This window comes from Pseudarthrobacter sp. SL88 (genome assembly GCF_026672455.1).
In the GTDB taxonomy this organism is placed as follows: Bacteria; Actinomycetota; Actinomycetes; order Actinomycetales; family Micrococcaceae; genus Arthrobacter.
On sequence record NZ_JAPPRD010000001.1, the window covers coordinates 2,660,044 to 2,676,040 of the forward strand.

Below are 15,997 nucleotides of genomic sequence, written 5' to 3' on the forward strand. Positions count from 1 at the left end.
AGCAGCAGTCCGGGCACCTTTGCGCCGCCTGCTTCCCGACAGCGGCCATGTCGGAACGGGGTCCCGGCATGTGATGCTGAAAAGGAAGCGAAATTACCCGTTGGCCTTCCCCGACCCCGGCTAATAGTTTTCCACTGTAACCGTAGCGTTATAAACGGACCAACAAATTTGCATACCACGTATGCCTTAAAGGTTCCTCAATGTGACTCTTCTCAGCCCCAGGATCCGTATGCCCGCACCGTATTAGAGCTGATCCGGGTGCACAGTTCCGCGAGGTCCGTGCCTGTCAATTCGGCCATGGCCCGGACGGTGTAAGGCACCATATAGCTGGCGTTGGGCCGGCCCCGGTGCGGATGCGGGGTCAGGAACGGGGCATCCGTTTCCACCAGGACAAGTTCCGGGTATGCGACCGCGAGCGCGGACCGCAGGTTGGCCGCGTTCCGGAAGGTCAGTGTTCCGGCGAACGACATATACCAGCCCTCGCGGTTGCAGATGGCGGCAAGCTCCTCATCGCCGGAAAAGCAATGGAATACCACCCGGTCCGGAGCGCCCTCTTCCGCCAGAACCTGCACCACGTCGGCATGTGCGTCCCGGTCATGGATCTGGAGGGTGAGGTCCAGCCGTTTGGCGATGTCAATGTGCCGCCGGAACGAGTACCGCTGGTGGGCCAGCCCCTCGCCTTCCGTGCGGAAGAAGTCGAGGCCTGTCTCGCCAATGGCACGGATCCGCGGGTGGGCTGCCAACTGCTCTATCTCGGCGAGGGCGTCTTCGAGTTCGCCGCGGGCGGCATATTCCGGAGCATCATTGGGGTGCAGCGCCACAGCGCCCAGCAACCGGTCATCCTGCTGCACCGCCTGAAGGGTGAACCGCGACGATTCCAGGTCGCAGCCCACCTGGACTGCCCCCTGGACACCGACGGCGGCAGCGGCATCCAGGGCCGCGGTTATTCCCACCGGCCCTTTCCCATCAGGAAAATCCAGGTGCGTGTGGTTATCCATCACGGGTACCGGCAGCGGTTCGGGCGCTGGCGGATATTCGCGTTTGGGGGATGCCGCGGCACTCTGGGAACCGCCCGTTGAGGGTTCGCGGTAGGCATCGGGGGTCTGCGGACTGCACATCACTCCAGCCTAACGGCGGATGGCACCACGATTTCGCCGGAACTCTATGCCAGGCCAGGCAGTTGTGTTAGTAGTCTGGTGGGAGCACATGAGAACGCCCACCGACGGGCGAAGGCAGGCTTGCTGTCCCGTCCAGGTGAAACCCGGGCTGAAAGGTTGCCGATGGAATCCTACCGACGCACTGCCAACGATGTGAGCGCTGCGAACCGCAACCTGGCGGGCGTTTCCGATCCCGTCAGCCACCTGAACGGGCACCGTGCCGCCGCCATGGCTGCGGACTCGTTCCACGACGCCAGCCAGCGGATCCTCAGTACTGTCAACACGGTGATCGACGGGAAGTCCGACGCCGCGGAGCTTGCGTTGACCGTCCTGCTCGCCCAGGGCCACCTGCTGCTGGAAGACGTTCCAGGCGTCGGCAAAACCCTGTTGGCCAAAACGCTTGCCAAAACCATTGACTGCACCGTCAGCCGTATCCAGTTCACGCCGGACCTGCTCCCTTCCGACGTGACCGGCGTGTCCATCTACAACCAGTCATCCCGGCTCTTCGAGTTCCGTCCGGGTGCGGTTTTTGCCAATATCGTCATCGGCGACGAGATCAACCGGGCGTCAGCGAAAACCCAGTCCGCCCTCCTCGAATGCATGGAAGAGCACCAGGTGACGGTGGACGGCACTTCCTACCGGCTCGACGAACCGTTCATGGTGGTTGCCACCCAGAACCCCATCGAGATGGAAGGCACATACCCGCTGCCCGAGGCCCAGCGGGACAGGTTCATGGCAAGGATCTCCATGGGCTACCCGGACAAGGACGCCGAAATCGAGATGCTCGAAACCCATCAGGCGGCCTCCCCGCTGGCCAAGGTCTCGGCCGTGGTCACCGCTGCGGAGGTAGCGGCCATGATCACCACCGTCCAGCAGGTGTACGTCTCGCAGGCCGTGAAGGAATACACCGTGTCCGTCGGCAGGGCCACCAGGGAAAGCCCACTCCTGCGGTTGGGGGCCAGTCCGCGATCCATGCTGCAGTTGCTTCGCGCGGCGAAGGCAACCGCCGCCCTGGACGCCCGCGACTTCGTCCTCCCCGACGACGTGGTCCAGGTGGCCGAGGCTGTCCTGGCGCACCGGATCATCCTGGACCGCAAGGCGGCCGGGGCCGGCGAAACGGCACACACCGTGCTGCAGGGCATCCTGTCGCGGCTCCCGGTCCCGCAGGCACCCGCAGGCGCCGGCAACACGGCGGGTGCGGGCACAGCCGCCGGAACACGGAGCCAGGCCGCCCGGAATGCCGCGTCCGTGGCAGGTTCGGGCAGGAACCGCTAAGCGGTACGCCATGGCCCTCATGGACAGACTGCCCCAGCACCTCTTCACCGCGCGGGGGTGGGGCATGCTTGCTGCCGGGGGCTTCACCCTGGCCGCCGCCCAGATCATGGGACGCAGGGACCTCCTGACCCTCAGCATCCTGCTGCTGGTCCTCCCCTTGGTTTCGCTGGCCGGTATCCGGTTAGTGAAGCCCCGCTTCCGGGTGTACCGGGAGTTCCATCCTTCGCCGGTGGAGACGTCCTCCCCCACCACCGTGCGCCTTGCCGTGGCGCGGTCCGGTGCAGGCAGCGGCCGGGCCAGCATGGAGGAACGCCTGCCGCCGCGGTTCGGTTCTTCGCCCGCGTTCCGGTTTCCCTCGCGTACGGCCTCCGGCGGTACCAGCCGGTACGAATACCACCTGCGTTCGGAGCAGCGCGGCCAATTCCGCATTGGGCCGGTCACCGCCGAGTTCACGGACCCCTTCGGGCTGTCGCTTCACCGCCAGTCCATCGACGACGGCGACACGCTCACCGTGACGCCTGCCGCCGTCGTGCTCCCCGCTACCGGCCTGGCCGGCGCGCGCGGGAACGACGGCGTGACGGCGACCAGGACCCGCGCCAACCCCAGCGACGACGACGTCATGACGCGCGAATACCGTCACGGCGACCCCATGCGTAGGGTCCACTGGGCGGCCACCGCCCGGCATGGCTCGCTGATGGTCCGCCAGGAAGAATCCGTCACGACTCCGGAGGCCACGATTATCCTGGACCACCGGTACGGAGCATTCTCCAGCGGTTCCACCGCAGCCGCCGGCCAGGCCGGCCAAGCCAGCCAGGACGGGCACACCATGATGACCAGCCGGACGTTCGAATGGTCGGTGGTGGCGGCCATGTCCATCAGCGCACACCTCGCCGAGCGGAACTACGGCCTGCGCTTCCTGGACGTCCGCGGCGAGCCCGCCTTCCTGCATTCGCCCTCGGCGCCGGAACCGGAGTCAGAGGAATACGGCGGCGCGTCAGGGCTCCAGTCCATCGCAGAGAGCCTCGCTGCCATCCAGCTCACGGGGCCGCACCACGCTCGGACCAGTGGCAGGTTCCGGCCGTCCTCCGGCCCGGGTTCCGCTGCAGCGCTGCTGCGCCCCCGCAGCCGCAATGGCCAGGATGCGGGACCGGCGGCATTCGACGACCGGCTCATGGACAAGCTGGCCGCACACCGCATGCGCGGGCCGCTGATTGCGGTCCTGGGCCGCATCTCGCCCGAGGAGGCAACCGCCCTGGCACCCGCAGCCAGTTACGGAACCAACGCCTTTGCCGTCATCGTGGCTGAGAAACCCGAAGACTTCTCGCCCGCGCTGGAGACCCTGCGACAGGGCGGATGGCGCGCCGTGGCCGTCCCGGCATCCGTGGGCACCGCTGCCGCCTGGGGATCGTTCGACCAGGACGTGCCGTTGCCCGCGCCCTCCAGCGACGCCAGTCGCGGGGCGGGGGTGGTCCGGTGACCATGGCGCCGGCCCGGACCCCGGGAACGGGTACCCAGGGCCCACCGACTGACGGGGCAAGGCCCGCCCGCGTGGGCGCCTACCCCTGGGCCATGGCCGCAGCCATCGTGCTGGCAGTCTGCGGGGCTGCCCTGTCCCTGAATGGGGTCCTGCGCGGCTGGGCCTGGTATTGGCCGGCGGCAACCACCGTGGGCGCGGTGGGCTTTACCCTCGCCGGGCTTCGGGCACTGCGCGCAGCACCGCTGCTGGTCACCGCGGGCGGCTTCCTCTCGCTGGGGGCCATCCTCACCCTGACGTTCTTCCGCGGGTCAAGCATTCTGGGCGTGATTCCCAGCGCCGCAACGTTTTCCGACGTCAGCCAGCTGATCCGCCGTGCCAGCGAAACCGTCCTGTCAGAGACGGCCCCCGTTGCACCCAACGTGGGCATCGTCATGGTGATCTGCGCCGTCCTTGGACTGGCAGTGATCCTGGTGGATGCCCTGGCCGTCCCGCTCGGAATGCCGGCGGCCACCGGCGTGGGGCTGCTGGCCATCCTGGTGGTGCCGGCAATGATCAAGCCGCAAAGCGTCGGCTTCTGGGGATTCGTTGCAACGGTGGCCGGATACCTGATGATCCTGGCCTGCAGCCAATGGTTTGCCCCCGACTTCCGCAGCCAGGGCGGGGCTGCACGGAACCCGGGGCAGCTTCGCCGGGCCGTTCTCACCGGAGCCGTGGCGCTGGCCGCCACCCTGGTGGTACCGCTGGCTGTCCCCGGCTTCGACCAGGGCACCTTCCCGCAAGGCTCCCGGCTCAATCCGTGGGGAACCGGAACCGGCCTGAATCCCATGATCACCCTGGGAAACAGCCTGAGGACACCGGACGGCAGCGGCCGGATCACCTACGCCACCAGCGCCACCGCTCCCCTGTACCTGAGGTCCGTCACGGTGGACCATTTCGACGGCGAATCATGGGGCCCGGACGATCGCACCGCATCGCGGCTGCCGCTGGGCGGACCGATCGATCCCGGCTATGCGGTCCTCGCCGACGAACAGCAGCAGGTTACGGCCATTGACACCGGCACGTTCAGCAGCCCGTACCTTCCGGCCCCGTACGCCCCGGAAACCGTCCGCGGCCTCAACGGCCGGTGGACCTGGGACCCCGCGACACTGAGCATCAAAGGCTCCGACGCCACAGCCTCCCGGCGCCAGGAGTACGTGGTGACATCGTCGGTGCCCAACCTGACGGCCGCGTTGCTGGAGCAGTCTTCCGCTCCAGTGCGGGACGTTCCGGACGACTTCACGCGGATCCCCGGGAACGTGCCGGAAATCGTCCGGACCACCGCCGGGCGCGTGGCCGGTGCGGGCGCCACGCCATATGAGAAAGCCATGGCCATCCAGCGCTACCTGCGCTCATCGGAGTTCACGTATTCCCTGCAGTCGCCCGTGCAGGGCGGCTATGACGGCAACGGCCTGTCAGTCCTGTCCGACTTTTTGGAGCAGAAGAGCGGATACTGCATCCACTACGCCTCAGCTATGGCGGTAATGGCGCGGTTGGAGGGGATCCCCAGCCGGATCGCGGTGGGGTATGCGCCGGGGAGGCTGACCGGTGCCACGGTAACTGTGGCCGGCCAGGGCGAGCTTTCGGAGTACGAGGTGGACGCGCGGGACGCGCACGCCTGGCCGGAGCTGTACTTCCAGGGGCTGGGCTGGGTGCCGTTCGAGCCCACGCCGTCCCGTGGCGTGGTGCCGGACTACGCCAGCGAAACGGCGTCCCCTGCCGCGCCGGGCTCTGTTGAGAACAATGATGACCTCGTGCCCGATCCCGCCCCGGCTCCGACCCCGGCTCCCAGTGCCACCCCGGTACCGGCCCCCGGCGTTGGCGGCGGAAGCACTGATGCCGGCGCGCAGGTGCTGCCATGGCTGCTGGGAACGGGTGGCGTGCTGGGCGTGCTCCTGCTCGCGGCGTCACCGCGGCTGGTGCGCACCGGAATCCGTGCGCGGCGCCTCCGGCCAAGAAACGCCGCTGATGCAGTTCCGCTGGCATGGAGCGAGATGCTGGACCTTGGCCGGGACTACGGGCTCCCGGCCGGCACCAGTGAATCACCGCGCGCCTACGCGTCGCGCCTGCGGACTTCGCTGCTGGGCGAGCCGGACGGCATGGATGAGGCGGCGCACCGTGCGGTTGCCGCCGTCACGGCGGCCTTCGAACGGCGCAGGTACGGCCGGCCGCCGGAGCAGGATGACGGTCCTGCCGAACCCGACGCCGGTTCGTCCGGTCCCGGGCGCGTTGCGGATTCGCATGGCGCCGCCACAGCGCCTGGACAGTTGGGGCCGCTCGAGGATTCACTGCGGGCCAACGCAACACTGCTGCAGCGGTGGCGGGCCAGGTGGCTGCCGCCCTCCGTCCTGGGCCGCCTGGGCAGGCTCGCCACCGCTCCATTCAGGCTCGCTGGCCGCGCGTGGACGCGGCGCGCAGAGACCAGCGCAGAAGCCGCCGTGCGCGCCCGCCCGGCCGGGCCGGGCCGGACTGCGCACGGCGGCTTCCACGAGCAGGAAGGCAACTGACTAAGGCGATCCCACCACGTTCGCCGGCCCTCCTGCCGGCGCAGAGATCAGCCCGCGTAGGGGTCGGCGATGCCGATGTACTGGGTGTAGAGGTACTCCTCAATGCCTTCGAGCCCGCCTTCACGTCCCAGGCCGGACTGCTTGACGCCGCCGAACGGTGCCGCGGCGTTGGAAATCACCCCGGCGTTCAGGCCGAGCATGCCGGTTTCGAGGCGTTCACCCATCCGGATACCCCGGTTGAGGTCCTTGGTGAAGACGTACGCCACCAGGCCATATTCGGTGTTGTTGGCCAGGCGGACGGCGTCGTCCTCGCTGGAGAACGTGATGATGGGGGCCACCGGGCCGAAGATCTCCTCCGACAGGATCCGGGTGCCTTCGCTGACTCCCGAGAGGATGGTCGGCTGGTAAAAGTAGCCCGGGCCGTCCACCGGCGCGCCGCCCAGTACAGCCTTCGCGCCGGAGGCAACGGCGTCGGAAACCAGTTCGTGGACCTTGTCCCGGCTCTTGGCATCGATCAGCGGGCCCACCTTGGACTCGGGCTCGGTGCCGCGGGCGGTGGTCATCTCCTTCATCTTCGCGGCGAACTTCTCCGCAAATTCGGTGGCGACGGACTCGTGCACGATGAACCGGTTGGCAGCGGTGCAGGCCTCACCCATGTTGCGCAGCTTGGCCAGCATTGCACCGGCGACGGCCGCGTCCAGGTCAGCATCCTCGAAGACGACGAACGGGGCGTTGCCGCCGAGTTCCATCGAGGTCCGGAGCACGGTTTCAGACGCATCGGCAAGCAACCGGCGGCCCACTTCGGTGGACCCGGTGAAGGAAAGCTTCCGCAGCCGGGAGTCTTTGATCAGCGGACCGGTCGTGGCGCCGGCCGTGGACGTGGGAATGACGTTCAGGACACCGGCGGGCAGTCCGGCTTCCTGCATCACGGCGGCGAACAGCTGCGAAGTCAGCGGCGTCAGGTTGGCCGATTTCAGGACCATGGTGCAGCCGGCGGCGACGGCCGGTGCGATCTTGCGGGTGGCCATGGCCAGCGGGAAGTTCCACGGCGTGATCAGCAGGCACGGGCCAACGGGCTTCTTGGTCACCAGCAGGCGGGACTTGCCGTCCGGGGCAACGGAGTAGCGGCCGAACGCGCGGACAGCTTCCTCGGAGAACCAGCGCAGGAACTCTGCACCGTAGGTGACCTCGCCGCGGGCCTCGGCCAGGGGCTTGCCCATCTCCATGGTCATCAGCAGCGCGAAGTCCTCGGCACGCTCAGTCACAAGCTCGAAAGCCCGGCGCAGGATCTCCCCACGCTCGCGCGGCGGAACCTTTGCCCAGGACTCCTGTGCAGCCACCGCTGCGTCCAAGGCCGCGGCACTGTCTTCGGCGCCGGCGTCGGCAATGCTCAGCAGCACCTTGCCGGTGGCGGGATCCTCGACGTCGAACGTCTTGCCGGAAGCGGCATCACGCCACTCGCCATTGATCAGCAAACCGGTGGGAACGGAGGCCAGAAGCCGGCTTTCACGGTCGGCGGTAACAGCGGCCTGTGCAGTAACAGTCACGATGACTCCCTCGTCAGTAGGGTTGTGGCGGCCGTGGTGTCCTGCCTTAGCGGCGGAGCGTCGGAGGCCGATTAACTGTCACACTACTGCGGGCACGGAGAGGGGTCTACGCTCCGGCGCACTGCCCCATCACGGGTTTACTGTGCAGCTGCACAGCACTTTCCTCCACGGGCCGGACGGGTTCGAGCTGGACTCAGCGGGCGGCAAGGACGGCCGAATACAGCTCACGTTTACTGACCCTGACGTCCTCTGCGACGGCGGCCACGGCTTCCTTGAGCCTGATGCCCTGGGCCACCAGTTCGTTCACTGCCGCCACGTGGTCCTCCGGCGTTCCGGCAGCCTGCTCCGGCGCGCCACCGAGGACCACGGCAATCTCGCCGCGGACCTCGTTGTTTTCGGCCCAGTGCAGCAGCTCGTCGAGGGACCCCCGGATCACTTCCTCATATGTCTTGGTCAGCTCCCGGCACACAGCGACGGGCCGCTCCGGCCCGAAACGCTCCCGCAGCGCGCGGAGCATCACCTCAAGCCGGTGCGGCGCTTCGAAAAACACCATGGTCCGGCGCTCACCGGCGAGGTCTGCCAGCCGGCCGGCACGTTCACCGGCTTTCCGCGGCAGGAAACCCTCAAAGCAGAACCGGTCAGTCGGCAGGCCGGACAGCGCCAGGGCGGTCAGGACAGCGGACGGGCCGGGGACGGCGGTGACCGTCAGCCCGGCGGCAACGGCACCTTCCACCAGCCGGAAACCAGGATCGGAGACCGACGGCATCCCTGCATCCGTCACCATCACCAGGGTGCTGCCCGTCCGTACCTGGTCAAGGAGTTCCGCGGTCCGGGTCGCTTCGTTGTGCTCGTGGTAGCTGATGATCCTTCCGGCCACAGTGACGCCGAGGCTCTGGACCAGGCGGTGCAAGCGGCGGGTGTCCTCCGCGGCAACAATGTCCGCTGTCCCCAGGAGCTCAACCAGGCGCGCGGAGGCGTCGCCGACATTTCCGATGGGCGTGGCAGCAAGGACGATGCGCCCGGGGGTCGCAGGGCCGGCGGCTGGTGAGGTGTTGGGGGAAGAATCCACGCCACCAGCCTACTGCTGGGAAGGACTGCCAGCTGCAAAAGGTAGCATGGGGCTCGTGACGCAGACCTCGACGCGGCGGCCGGGAGCCGGACAACCCGCTCCCGCGGCGTCTGCAGGCACCCTTCCTGGGCTTGGTGAACAAGGTCCGCTCCGGTCCGTACGCGGCAGGTCCCGGCCGTGGGTGGTCCGGCCGGCGGAAGCCTTCAGCGCTGACGGACTCCGGACGCGGCTGCTGGGCAACGTCCGGTCATGGCGGGAGTACCCGCCCTCGCTGCGGATCTGGTTCGTCCTGGTGCCCGTCTTCACGGCGGTGGTGGCGGGAATCCTCCGCTTCTTCCGCCTGGATGCACCGCACAAGCTGGTCTTCGACGAGACGTACTACGTCAAGGACGCGTACTCCTACCTCATCAGCGGCTACGAGCGCAGCTGGCCGGACAAGGCGAACGACTCCTTTAACGCCGGTAATCCGGATGTCCTGCTGAACGCCCCCGAATACGTTGTCCATCCGCCGGTAGGCAAGTGGATGATCGCCGCGGGTATGGCGCTCTTCGGCTCCGACAATCCCTTCGGCTGGCGCTTCGCAGCGGCCCTGACCGGAACCCTCTCGGTCCTGCTGGTCTCCCTTATCGCCCTCAAGCTCTTCAGGTCGCTTCCGCTGGCCGGAGCCGCCGGCCTGCTGCTGGTAGTGGACGGCCACCACCTGGTCATGTCACGCACGTCGCTGCTGGACATCTTCCTGATGTTCTGGATCCTGGCGGCATTCGGGGCGCTCCTGATGGACCGGGAAGATGGCCGGAGGAGGCTCGCTGCCCGGCTGGCCGCTGCTGCGGCACGCAATGGCGGACGTCCGCCGGTGGCAGAACTGCTGTCCGGCCCGTGGCTTGGCGTCCGCTGGTGGCGCATCGCGGCCGGTGTCTGCCTTGGACTGGCTGTCGGCACCAAGTGGTCCGGCCTGTTCTTCCTGGCGGGGTTCGGGCTGCTCACCGTCTTCTGGGACCTGAATGCGCGGCGGGTGGCGGGCATCCGGGGCTGGGTCAGCGGCGGAATCATCAAGGACGGCCTTCCCGCCTTCTTCAGCACGGTTCCGGTGGCCGCCGTCGTTTATTCGCTGACGTGGATCGGCTGGTTCCGGTCCGACAATGCCTACTTCCGCCACTGGGCAGAAACCAACCCCTCCGCAACGTGGGGCTGGTTGCCGGACGCCGTGCGGTCACTCGCCCACTACCACCAGGAGGCCTACACCTTCCACCAGGGCCTGAGTTCCGAGCACCCTTACGAGGCCAGCGCCTGGAGCTGGCTGGTACTGGGCCGGCCGACGTCGTTCTTCTATGAATCCCCCCAGCAGGGCACCCCCGGCTGCGACGTCGCCAAATGCACGTCGGCCATCCTCTCCGTGGGCAACCCCCTGATCTGGTGGGCTGCGGCCATCTCCCTGGTTGTCCTGCTTTTCTGGTGGGCGGGACGGCGCGACTGGCGCGCCGGTGCCATACTGGCCGGCGTTGCCGCGGGATACCTGCCGTGGTTCATGTACCCGGACCGGACCATGTTCTATTTCTACGCGGTGTCCTTCGAGCCCTTCCTGGTGCTGGCCCTCGCCTACTGCCTGGGCCTGGTCCTCGGCAGGGCATCCGATCCGCCATGGCGGCGCCGCTCGGGGCTGTACCTGGTGGTCCTGTTCGTGGCGGCAGCCATCATGCTGTCGGCCTTCTTCTACCCCGTGTGGGCAGCGGAGGTCATCCCCTACGACGCATGGAAGGTCCGCATGTGGATGCCGTCATGGATCTAGGGCAGGATGGCATCAGACCCCAATGGACGCCGCTGCCGCGGCCTGGCTGCGGAACGGAGACCTGTCGTGAGAGAAGCAAGCACTGAACTGTTGGTCGGGCTGGACGCCGCCAGCAACGTAACGGACCTGTTGCTGGAACGGAACGCCGCCAATCCCGCGCATGCTTTGTACCGGCGCAAAGGGCCGAACGGGTGGGTGGATGTACCGGCCGGGAAGTTCCTGCAGGACGTCAGCGCACTGGCCAAGGGGCTGATCGCCGGCGGGCTCGAACCCGGCGACACTGTAGCCGTCATGTCGGCCACCTCCTACGAGTGGACCCTGGTGGACTTCGCCATCTGGTTCGCCGGCGGAGTGACAGTCCCCATCTACGAAACATCCTCAGCAAGCCAGGTGGACTGGATCCTCCACGATGCCGGAGCGCGCCGCGTCTTTGTCCAGGACCACGCTACGGCGGAGCTTGTCAGCGGCGTGGTGGCCGGCTCTGCCACGCTCCGGGACCGCCTGGTCAACGTCATACGGATGGATTACGACGGCGAAGCACCGCACCTCGCCAGCTTGTCGGCTGCGGGCGCGGGAGTCAGCGACGCCGAACTTGAACGGCAGCGGAGCACGGCGGGCCTCGACGACGTCGCGTCCCTGGTTTACACATCGGGCACCACCGGCAGCCCCAAAGGGTGCGAAATCACCCACGGCAACTTTGCTTTGGTGGCCCGGAACATTGTGGCGTTCCTGCCGGAGCTCCTGGTCCAGGACCAGTCCCGGACCCTGATGTTCCTGCCGCTGGCCCACGTCCTTGCCCGGGCCGTGCAGGTGGTCTGCCTCTCCGCCGGGGCCACCCTGGGACACACCCCCGGCGCCGCGCAGCTGCTGGAGGACCTGGGAACGTTCCGGCCCACCTTCCTGCTGGTGGTCCCCCGGATCTTCGAAAAGGTCCGGGCCACCGCCGCACACAAGGCAGTACTGGCCGGGAAAGGCCGGCTCTTCCAGGCGTCCGCAGCAGCAGCGATCTCCTACTCCACCGAACAGGACCGGCAAAGCCGAGGGGAGGGGTCCGGGCCCGGGTTCGTCCTGCGGGTCCGGCACGGCATATTCGACCGGCTGCTCTATCCCCGGCTGCGCCAGGCACTGGGCGGCCAGGTGGGCTACACCGTGTCCGGAGCCAGCCACCTTTCCCTGGAGGACGCACACTTCTTCCGCGGTGCAGGCATCCCGGTGCTGGAGGGGTACGGCCTCACCGAAACCACGGCGCCGTGTACGGCCAACACCCCCACCCGGACTCGCGTTGGCTCCGTGGGCATTCCCATTCCGGGCACCACCATCCGGGTGGCCCAGGACGGCGAAATCCTGGTCAAAGGCATCGGCGTGTTCAGGGGCTACCACAATAACCCGGAGGCAAATGCCGACGCGTTCGTGGATGGCTTCTTCCGCACCGGAGACCTCGGGGTACTGGACCCGGACGGCTTCCTGACAGTCACGGGCCGGAAGAAGGACATCCTGGTAACGGCCGGCGGAAAGAACGTGGCCCCCGGGCCCCTCGAAGACATCATCAGGGCGCACCAGCTGGTGGGCCACGCCGTGGTGGTGGGTGACGGCCAAAAGTTCGTGTCAGCGCTGATCACCCTTGACCCGGATGGACTGGCTGACTGGAGGTCGGAGCGCGGGCTGCAGCCGCTGGAGCGCCAGGCCGCCGTCACTGACGCCGAGGTCCTCGCGGCCGTCCAGGAAGCGGTGGACCATGCCAACCTTTCGGTCTCAAAGGCCGAATCCATCCGCCGGTTCACGCTCCTGGACACGGAGTTCACGGTGGAATCCGGCCACCTGACGCCGTCGCTGAAACTGAAGCGGTCCGCCGTCGTCAGCGATTTCAACGCCGAGGTGGCCAAGCTTTACGCCTGAGCGGGCTCCGTGGTCTCTTCCGCCGCCCGAGCCACGCCGCGCCGGCGGCGCGTGGGCCAGGTGAGGATCAGGGTCACCAGCGAGACGAGGAGCACCAGGCCCCCGATCACGATGCCGGCGTCCATCCAGAACTGGCCGGGGAACAGCCGGATCAGGGTGTCATCAAGGCTGAAGGTCCAGGATCCGTCCGCAAAGAAGATCCGGTGGAACTCGGTGAAGAACTGCTGCCAGCCCAGGAACGCCAGCGTGCCGAGTCCCACGATGAGGACCAGCGTGACAATGGAACCGGCGAAGAGGCCCCGCCGGACTCCCCCCGCGCTGCGCTTGCGCAAATACAGGACGGCAATGACGCCCAGGACCAGCAGCAGGATGCCCGCTCCGAAGGTGGAAAGGATCACGGTCTTGACGTCGGCCATGTGGCTGACTTCGCCGTCCTTGAACAGTTTGTCGCCGCTGCGGTGCACCAGGTCGCCGAGGTAGCGCGGACCTGCCCAGTTACTCAGGTAGTCGACGGCGTAGGAGCCGTAGGTCATCCTGTCGTCCGTACTGAACCCGTAACCGTCGCCGGGAAAGCTGGGGCGGTTGTATTCGATCCACAGGAACAGCGGGCTGGTGACTGCGCGGACCGCGAGCACCAGCAGGACCACCGGGAAGAAGATGGCAAGAAGGACCTGCATGACCCTCGGTGCTACAGGTTTGGCGTTGGCCGCACTCTCACGCTCGGCATTGCGCCGCTCCACTTCCTCCTCGGGTGGGCGGACCGAAAGCGCGGACGTGGGGAGCGGTTCGCGGAACACCCCGCCGTCGCCCTTCCCGGAAGGCTTGCCGGTGGCGGATGGTGCTGCAGCAGAGGATCCCGCAGCGGACGTCCCGGCTGCAGGGGCCTGCACAGTGGCAGATTTTTGGGCGGCTGGTTCGTCGGCGGGTTCCGCGGCGCGGCGGCCAGACCTGCTGTCCGGCTGCTGGTCCAGGGGTACAGCCGCGCCTTCCGTGACGGTCCCATCCCCGGTGCGTACCGGAATCGGGGTCTCCTTTCCGGAGCCGTCCGCAGTGCGCGCCGGTGCCGGGGATTCCTTTCCGGTGCCGTCATTGAGGGACCGGTCCCGGGGGGTGGTGTCCTTGCCGGTGTCGCGGTCGGCCGAGTCAGCCGCCATCCAGGAGAAGGCGGGCTCGTCCGAGTCCCCTGACGTATCCAGGAAAGGTTCAGGCTGCGGCTTGGCGTTTTTGGCGCGGGCCGGTGTCTCGTCTTTCACAACAGCGTCACTTCCGTTGGGGTGTCCGCGCCGCGCTGGGATAGGCTGGCGCGCTTCATCTGTTGTTGAGCCTACCGCCCGCTCCTTGACGCGGGCGAGGAACCACCCCGGAGCAATTACAACGATTCAGGCAGCGATTTCCGTGTAGCCTGCATCCTCGCGGCGCAGGTCGCCCCGCTCCCCCGCCTGGTAGGCGCGGCGGCCCCATACCAGGGTGTATGTCCAGTAACAGGCCAGCACGGCGGCGCCGATGGCAATCTTCGCCCAGGCTGGAAGCGGGCTGGGCGTGATGAAACCTTCCACGAGGCCGGACACGAAGAGCACCAGGACCAGGCCCAGCGCCACGGTGACCAACGAACGGCCCTCCTCCGCCACAGCCCGCAGCCTGGTTCTTGGCCCCGGCGACACCATGGCCCAGAAGATCCGAAGGCCAGCGGCGCAGGCAATGAAGACGGCGGTGAGTTCCATGAGGCCGTGCGGAAGGATGTAGCTGAAAAAGACGTCCGACTTGCCGGCGGCGGCAAAGATGCCAGCTGCCACGCCTACACCTTGGGCATTGGTGAAAAGGATGATGGGCACCCATACACCGGTGATGCCCAGGGCAACAGCCTGGGCGCTGATCCAGGCGTTGTTGGTCCACACCGCGCCGGCGAAGGAAGCAGCCGGGTTCTCCGAGTAGTAGTCAATGAAGTCTTCTTCGACGTACTGCTTGGCCGCAGCCTCCGATGCCACCGCGCGCAGGGCCTCGGGCGATGATCCGATCCAGACCGCGTAGGCGGCGCCAATGACGAGGAAGGCAGCCCCACAGGCAAGCGTGAGCCACGCCAGGCGGTAGAACGCTGCCGGCAGCGCGAGGACGAAGAACCGCTCCAGGTCTGCCATGGGGTTGGACCGTGCACCGGTGAACCGTGTCCGTGCCTGCGCCAGGGTGGCTGAGAGGGACGCGGACAGTCCGCTTTCCGGGGCAACTGAACGGACGAGGGACAGGTGGGCGGACGTGGCCTGGTACAAGGCAAGCAACTCATCGGCCTCCAGCCCGCTGAGCTTGCCCTTGTGGGAAAGCTCGTGCAGCCGCGACCACTTGTCCGCGTTGACGGCGGAAAAGGCGTCCATATCCACGGCACCAGCCTAGCGGCACCGCACTAGACTTTGACCGACTGCACCATCGGCCGCAAGGAAACGGATACGCACGTGGGTTCGATCATCACCGGTGAGGCCGTGGTCCTGGAGCTGCGCCCCGCCTCCTTCGCAGCGCGCGCCCTGGGACTGTTCCTCGACGTCCTCTTCAACATGGTCCTGCTGGTGGTCATCCTGATCGGCCTCGCCACCGCCGGCGGGGACCTGGACGAGGCCGCCATGCGCGCGCTGGTCCTGTGCAGCGTGGTCTTCTGCCTGGTGGTTGTCCCGGTGGGGCTGGAAACACTGAGCCGGGGCCTGTCCCTGGGCAAGCTTGCCGCAGGCCTCCGGGTGGTGCGGGACGACGGCGGGGCCATCCGCTTCCGGCACGCCCTCATCCGTGGGCTGGCCGGCTTCCTGGAGGTCTACCTGACCTTCGGCGGCCTGGCCATTGCCGTGGCACTCTTCAACGATAAGTCACGGCGGCTCGGCGACCTGATGGCGGGAACTTACGCAGTCCGCACCCGGGTCGCTGCCGAGCGGCCGGTTCCGGTCTCCATCCCGCCAGGCCTCCACGCCTGGGCCCGGACGGCGGATATTGGCCGCGTCCCTGATGCCACCGCACGCCGGGCGTCCCAGTTCATCCGGCAGGCCGGCAGGATGGCGCCGCTTTCCCGGGCAGGCATGGCCGCGTCTATCGCCACCGAACTCGCGGCCCACGTGGCGCCCGGGCCGCCGCCCGGCACCGGCCCGGACGACTACCTTGCCGCCGTCGTGGCCGAGCGGCGGAACCGGGAACTCTCCAAACTGGTCAGGCAGCGCCAACGCAACACGGAGGTCGGCGAGCGGCTGCAGCGGCTGCCTTTCGGCAGCTGACG

General features: G+C 67.6%; 11 protein-coding genes. 6 read left to right on the plus strand and 5 right to left on the minus strand.

Features of this window, described 5'->3' with window-relative positions; genetic code table 11:
* Nucleotides 1-212 precede the first annotated feature (212 nt).
* Nucleotides 213-1,118 (minus strand): TatD family hydrolase, encoded by a 906-nt coding sequence (locus OVA06_RS12035; protein WP_268158516.1) that lies wholly within the window; start codon nucleotides 1,116-1,118, stop codon nucleotides 213-215.
* Nucleotides 1,119-1,280: 162 nt separating this feature from the next.
* Here OVA06_RS12035 and OVA06_RS12040 point away from each other — a divergent pair, with 162 nt between their 5' ends.
* The 3 genes from OVA06_RS12040 to OVA06_RS12050 are packed head-to-tail and all read left to right on the plus strand — an operon-like array spanning nucleotide 1,281 to nucleotide 6,452.
* Nucleotides 1,281-2,432, plus strand: a complete 1,152-nt coding sequence (locus tag OVA06_RS12040) for an AAA family ATPase (RefSeq protein ID WP_056081846.1) — start codon at nucleotides 1,281-1,283, stop codon at nucleotides 2,430-2,432.
* Between the two features lie 10 nt (nucleotides 2,433-2,442).
* Entirely contained in the window at nucleotides 2,443-3,909 is a 1,467-nt protein-coding gene (locus OVA06_RS12045) for a DUF58 domain-containing protein (protein ID WP_268158518.1), read from the plus strand.
* Nucleotides 3,906-6,452 carry a DUF3488 and transglutaminase-like domain-containing protein gene (locus OVA06_RS12050; RefSeq protein WP_268158520.1) on the plus strand — a complete coding sequence of 849 codons (2,547 nt, stop codon included), beginning with the start codon at nucleotides 3,906-3,908 and terminating at the stop codon, nucleotides 6,450-6,452. The genes OVA06_RS12045 and OVA06_RS12050 overlap by 4 nt, the downstream gene beginning before the upstream one ends.
* Nucleotides 6,453-6,499: 47 nt before the next feature.
* On the opposite strand, the gene OVA06_RS12055 is transcribed toward OVA06_RS12050, so the two are convergent.
* Both OVA06_RS12055 and rsmI read right to left on the minus strand, forming a co-directional pair.
* Nucleotides 6,500-7,999: an NAD-dependent succinate-semialdehyde dehydrogenase gene (locus OVA06_RS12055; protein WP_268158522.1), complete on the minus strand. Its 1,500-nt coding sequence runs from the start codon at nucleotides 7,997-7,999 to the stop codon at nucleotides 6,500-6,502.
* 193 nt (nucleotides 8,000-8,192) lie between these two features.
* Nucleotides 8,193-9,068, minus strand: coding sequence for a 16S rRNA (cytidine(1402)-2'-O)-methyltransferase (rsmI, locus tag OVA06_RS12060; protein WP_056081857.1), 876 nt, complete (start codon nucleotides 9,066-9,068; stop codon nucleotides 8,193-8,195).
* A gap of 46 nt (nucleotides 9,069-9,114) precedes the next feature.
* On the opposite strand from rsmI, the gene OVA06_RS12065 reads away from it, so the two are divergent.
* Nucleotides 9,115-10,854 carry a dolichyl-phosphate-mannose--protein mannosyltransferase gene (locus tag OVA06_RS12065; RefSeq protein WP_268158524.1) on the plus strand — a complete coding sequence of 580 codons (1,740 nt, stop codon included), beginning with the start codon at nucleotides 9,115-9,117 and terminating at the stop codon, nucleotides 10,852-10,854.
* A gap of 66 nt (nucleotides 10,855-10,920) precedes the next feature.
* The gene (locus OVA06_RS12070; protein ID WP_268158526.1) at nucleotides 10,921-12,750 is read left to right on the plus strand and encodes an AMP-dependent synthetase/ligase; all 1,830 of its coding nucleotides are present in this window, start codon (nucleotides 10,921-10,923) and stop codon (nucleotides 12,748-12,750) included.
* Here the strand turns inward: OVA06_RS12070 and OVA06_RS12075 are convergent.
* Together OVA06_RS12075 and OVA06_RS12080 are read right to left on the minus strand one after the other, a co-directional pair.
* Complete coding sequence (locus OVA06_RS12075; protein ID WP_268158528.1) at nucleotides 12,741-14,003, minus strand: TIGR01906 family membrane protein; 1,263 nt, start codon at nucleotides 14,001-14,003, stop codon at nucleotides 12,741-12,743. The genes OVA06_RS12070 and OVA06_RS12075 overlap by 10 nt on opposite strands.
* 126 nt (nucleotides 14,004-14,129) lie before the next feature.
* Nucleotides 14,130-15,122, minus strand: a complete 993-nt coding sequence (locus tag OVA06_RS12080; protein ID WP_268158530.1) for a stage II sporulation protein M — start codon at nucleotides 15,120-15,122, stop codon at nucleotides 14,130-14,132.
* A 72-nt stretch (nucleotides 15,123-15,194) separates the two neighbouring features.
* On the opposite strand from OVA06_RS12080, the gene OVA06_RS12085 reads away from it, so the two are divergent.
* Nucleotides 15,195-15,995 carry an RDD family protein gene (locus OVA06_RS12085; RefSeq protein ID WP_268158532.1) on the plus strand — a complete coding sequence of 267 codons (801 nt, stop codon included), beginning with the start codon at nucleotides 15,195-15,197 and terminating at the stop codon, nucleotides 15,993-15,995.
* The last annotated feature ends 2 nt before the right edge of the window (nucleotides 15,996-15,997 follow it).

Excerpts from the sequence above, each read along its gene's own strand:
- OVA06_RS12035 (WP_268158516.1), bottom strand. The coding sequence starts at position 1,118 with ATGTGCAGTCCGCAGACCCCCGATGCCTACCGCGAACCCTCAACGGGC.
- OVA06_RS12040 (WP_056081846.1), top strand. The coding sequence starts at position 1,281 with ATGGAATCCTACCGACGCACTGCCAACGATGTGAGCGCTGCGAACCGC.
- OVA06_RS12045 (WP_268158518.1), top strand. The coding sequence starts at position 2,443 with ATGGCCCTCATGGACAGACTGCCCCAGCACCTCTTCACCGCGCGGGGG.
- OVA06_RS12065 (WP_268158524.1), top strand. The coding sequence starts at position 9,115 with ATGGGGCTCGTGACGCAGACCTCGACGCGGCGGCCGGGAGCCGGACAA.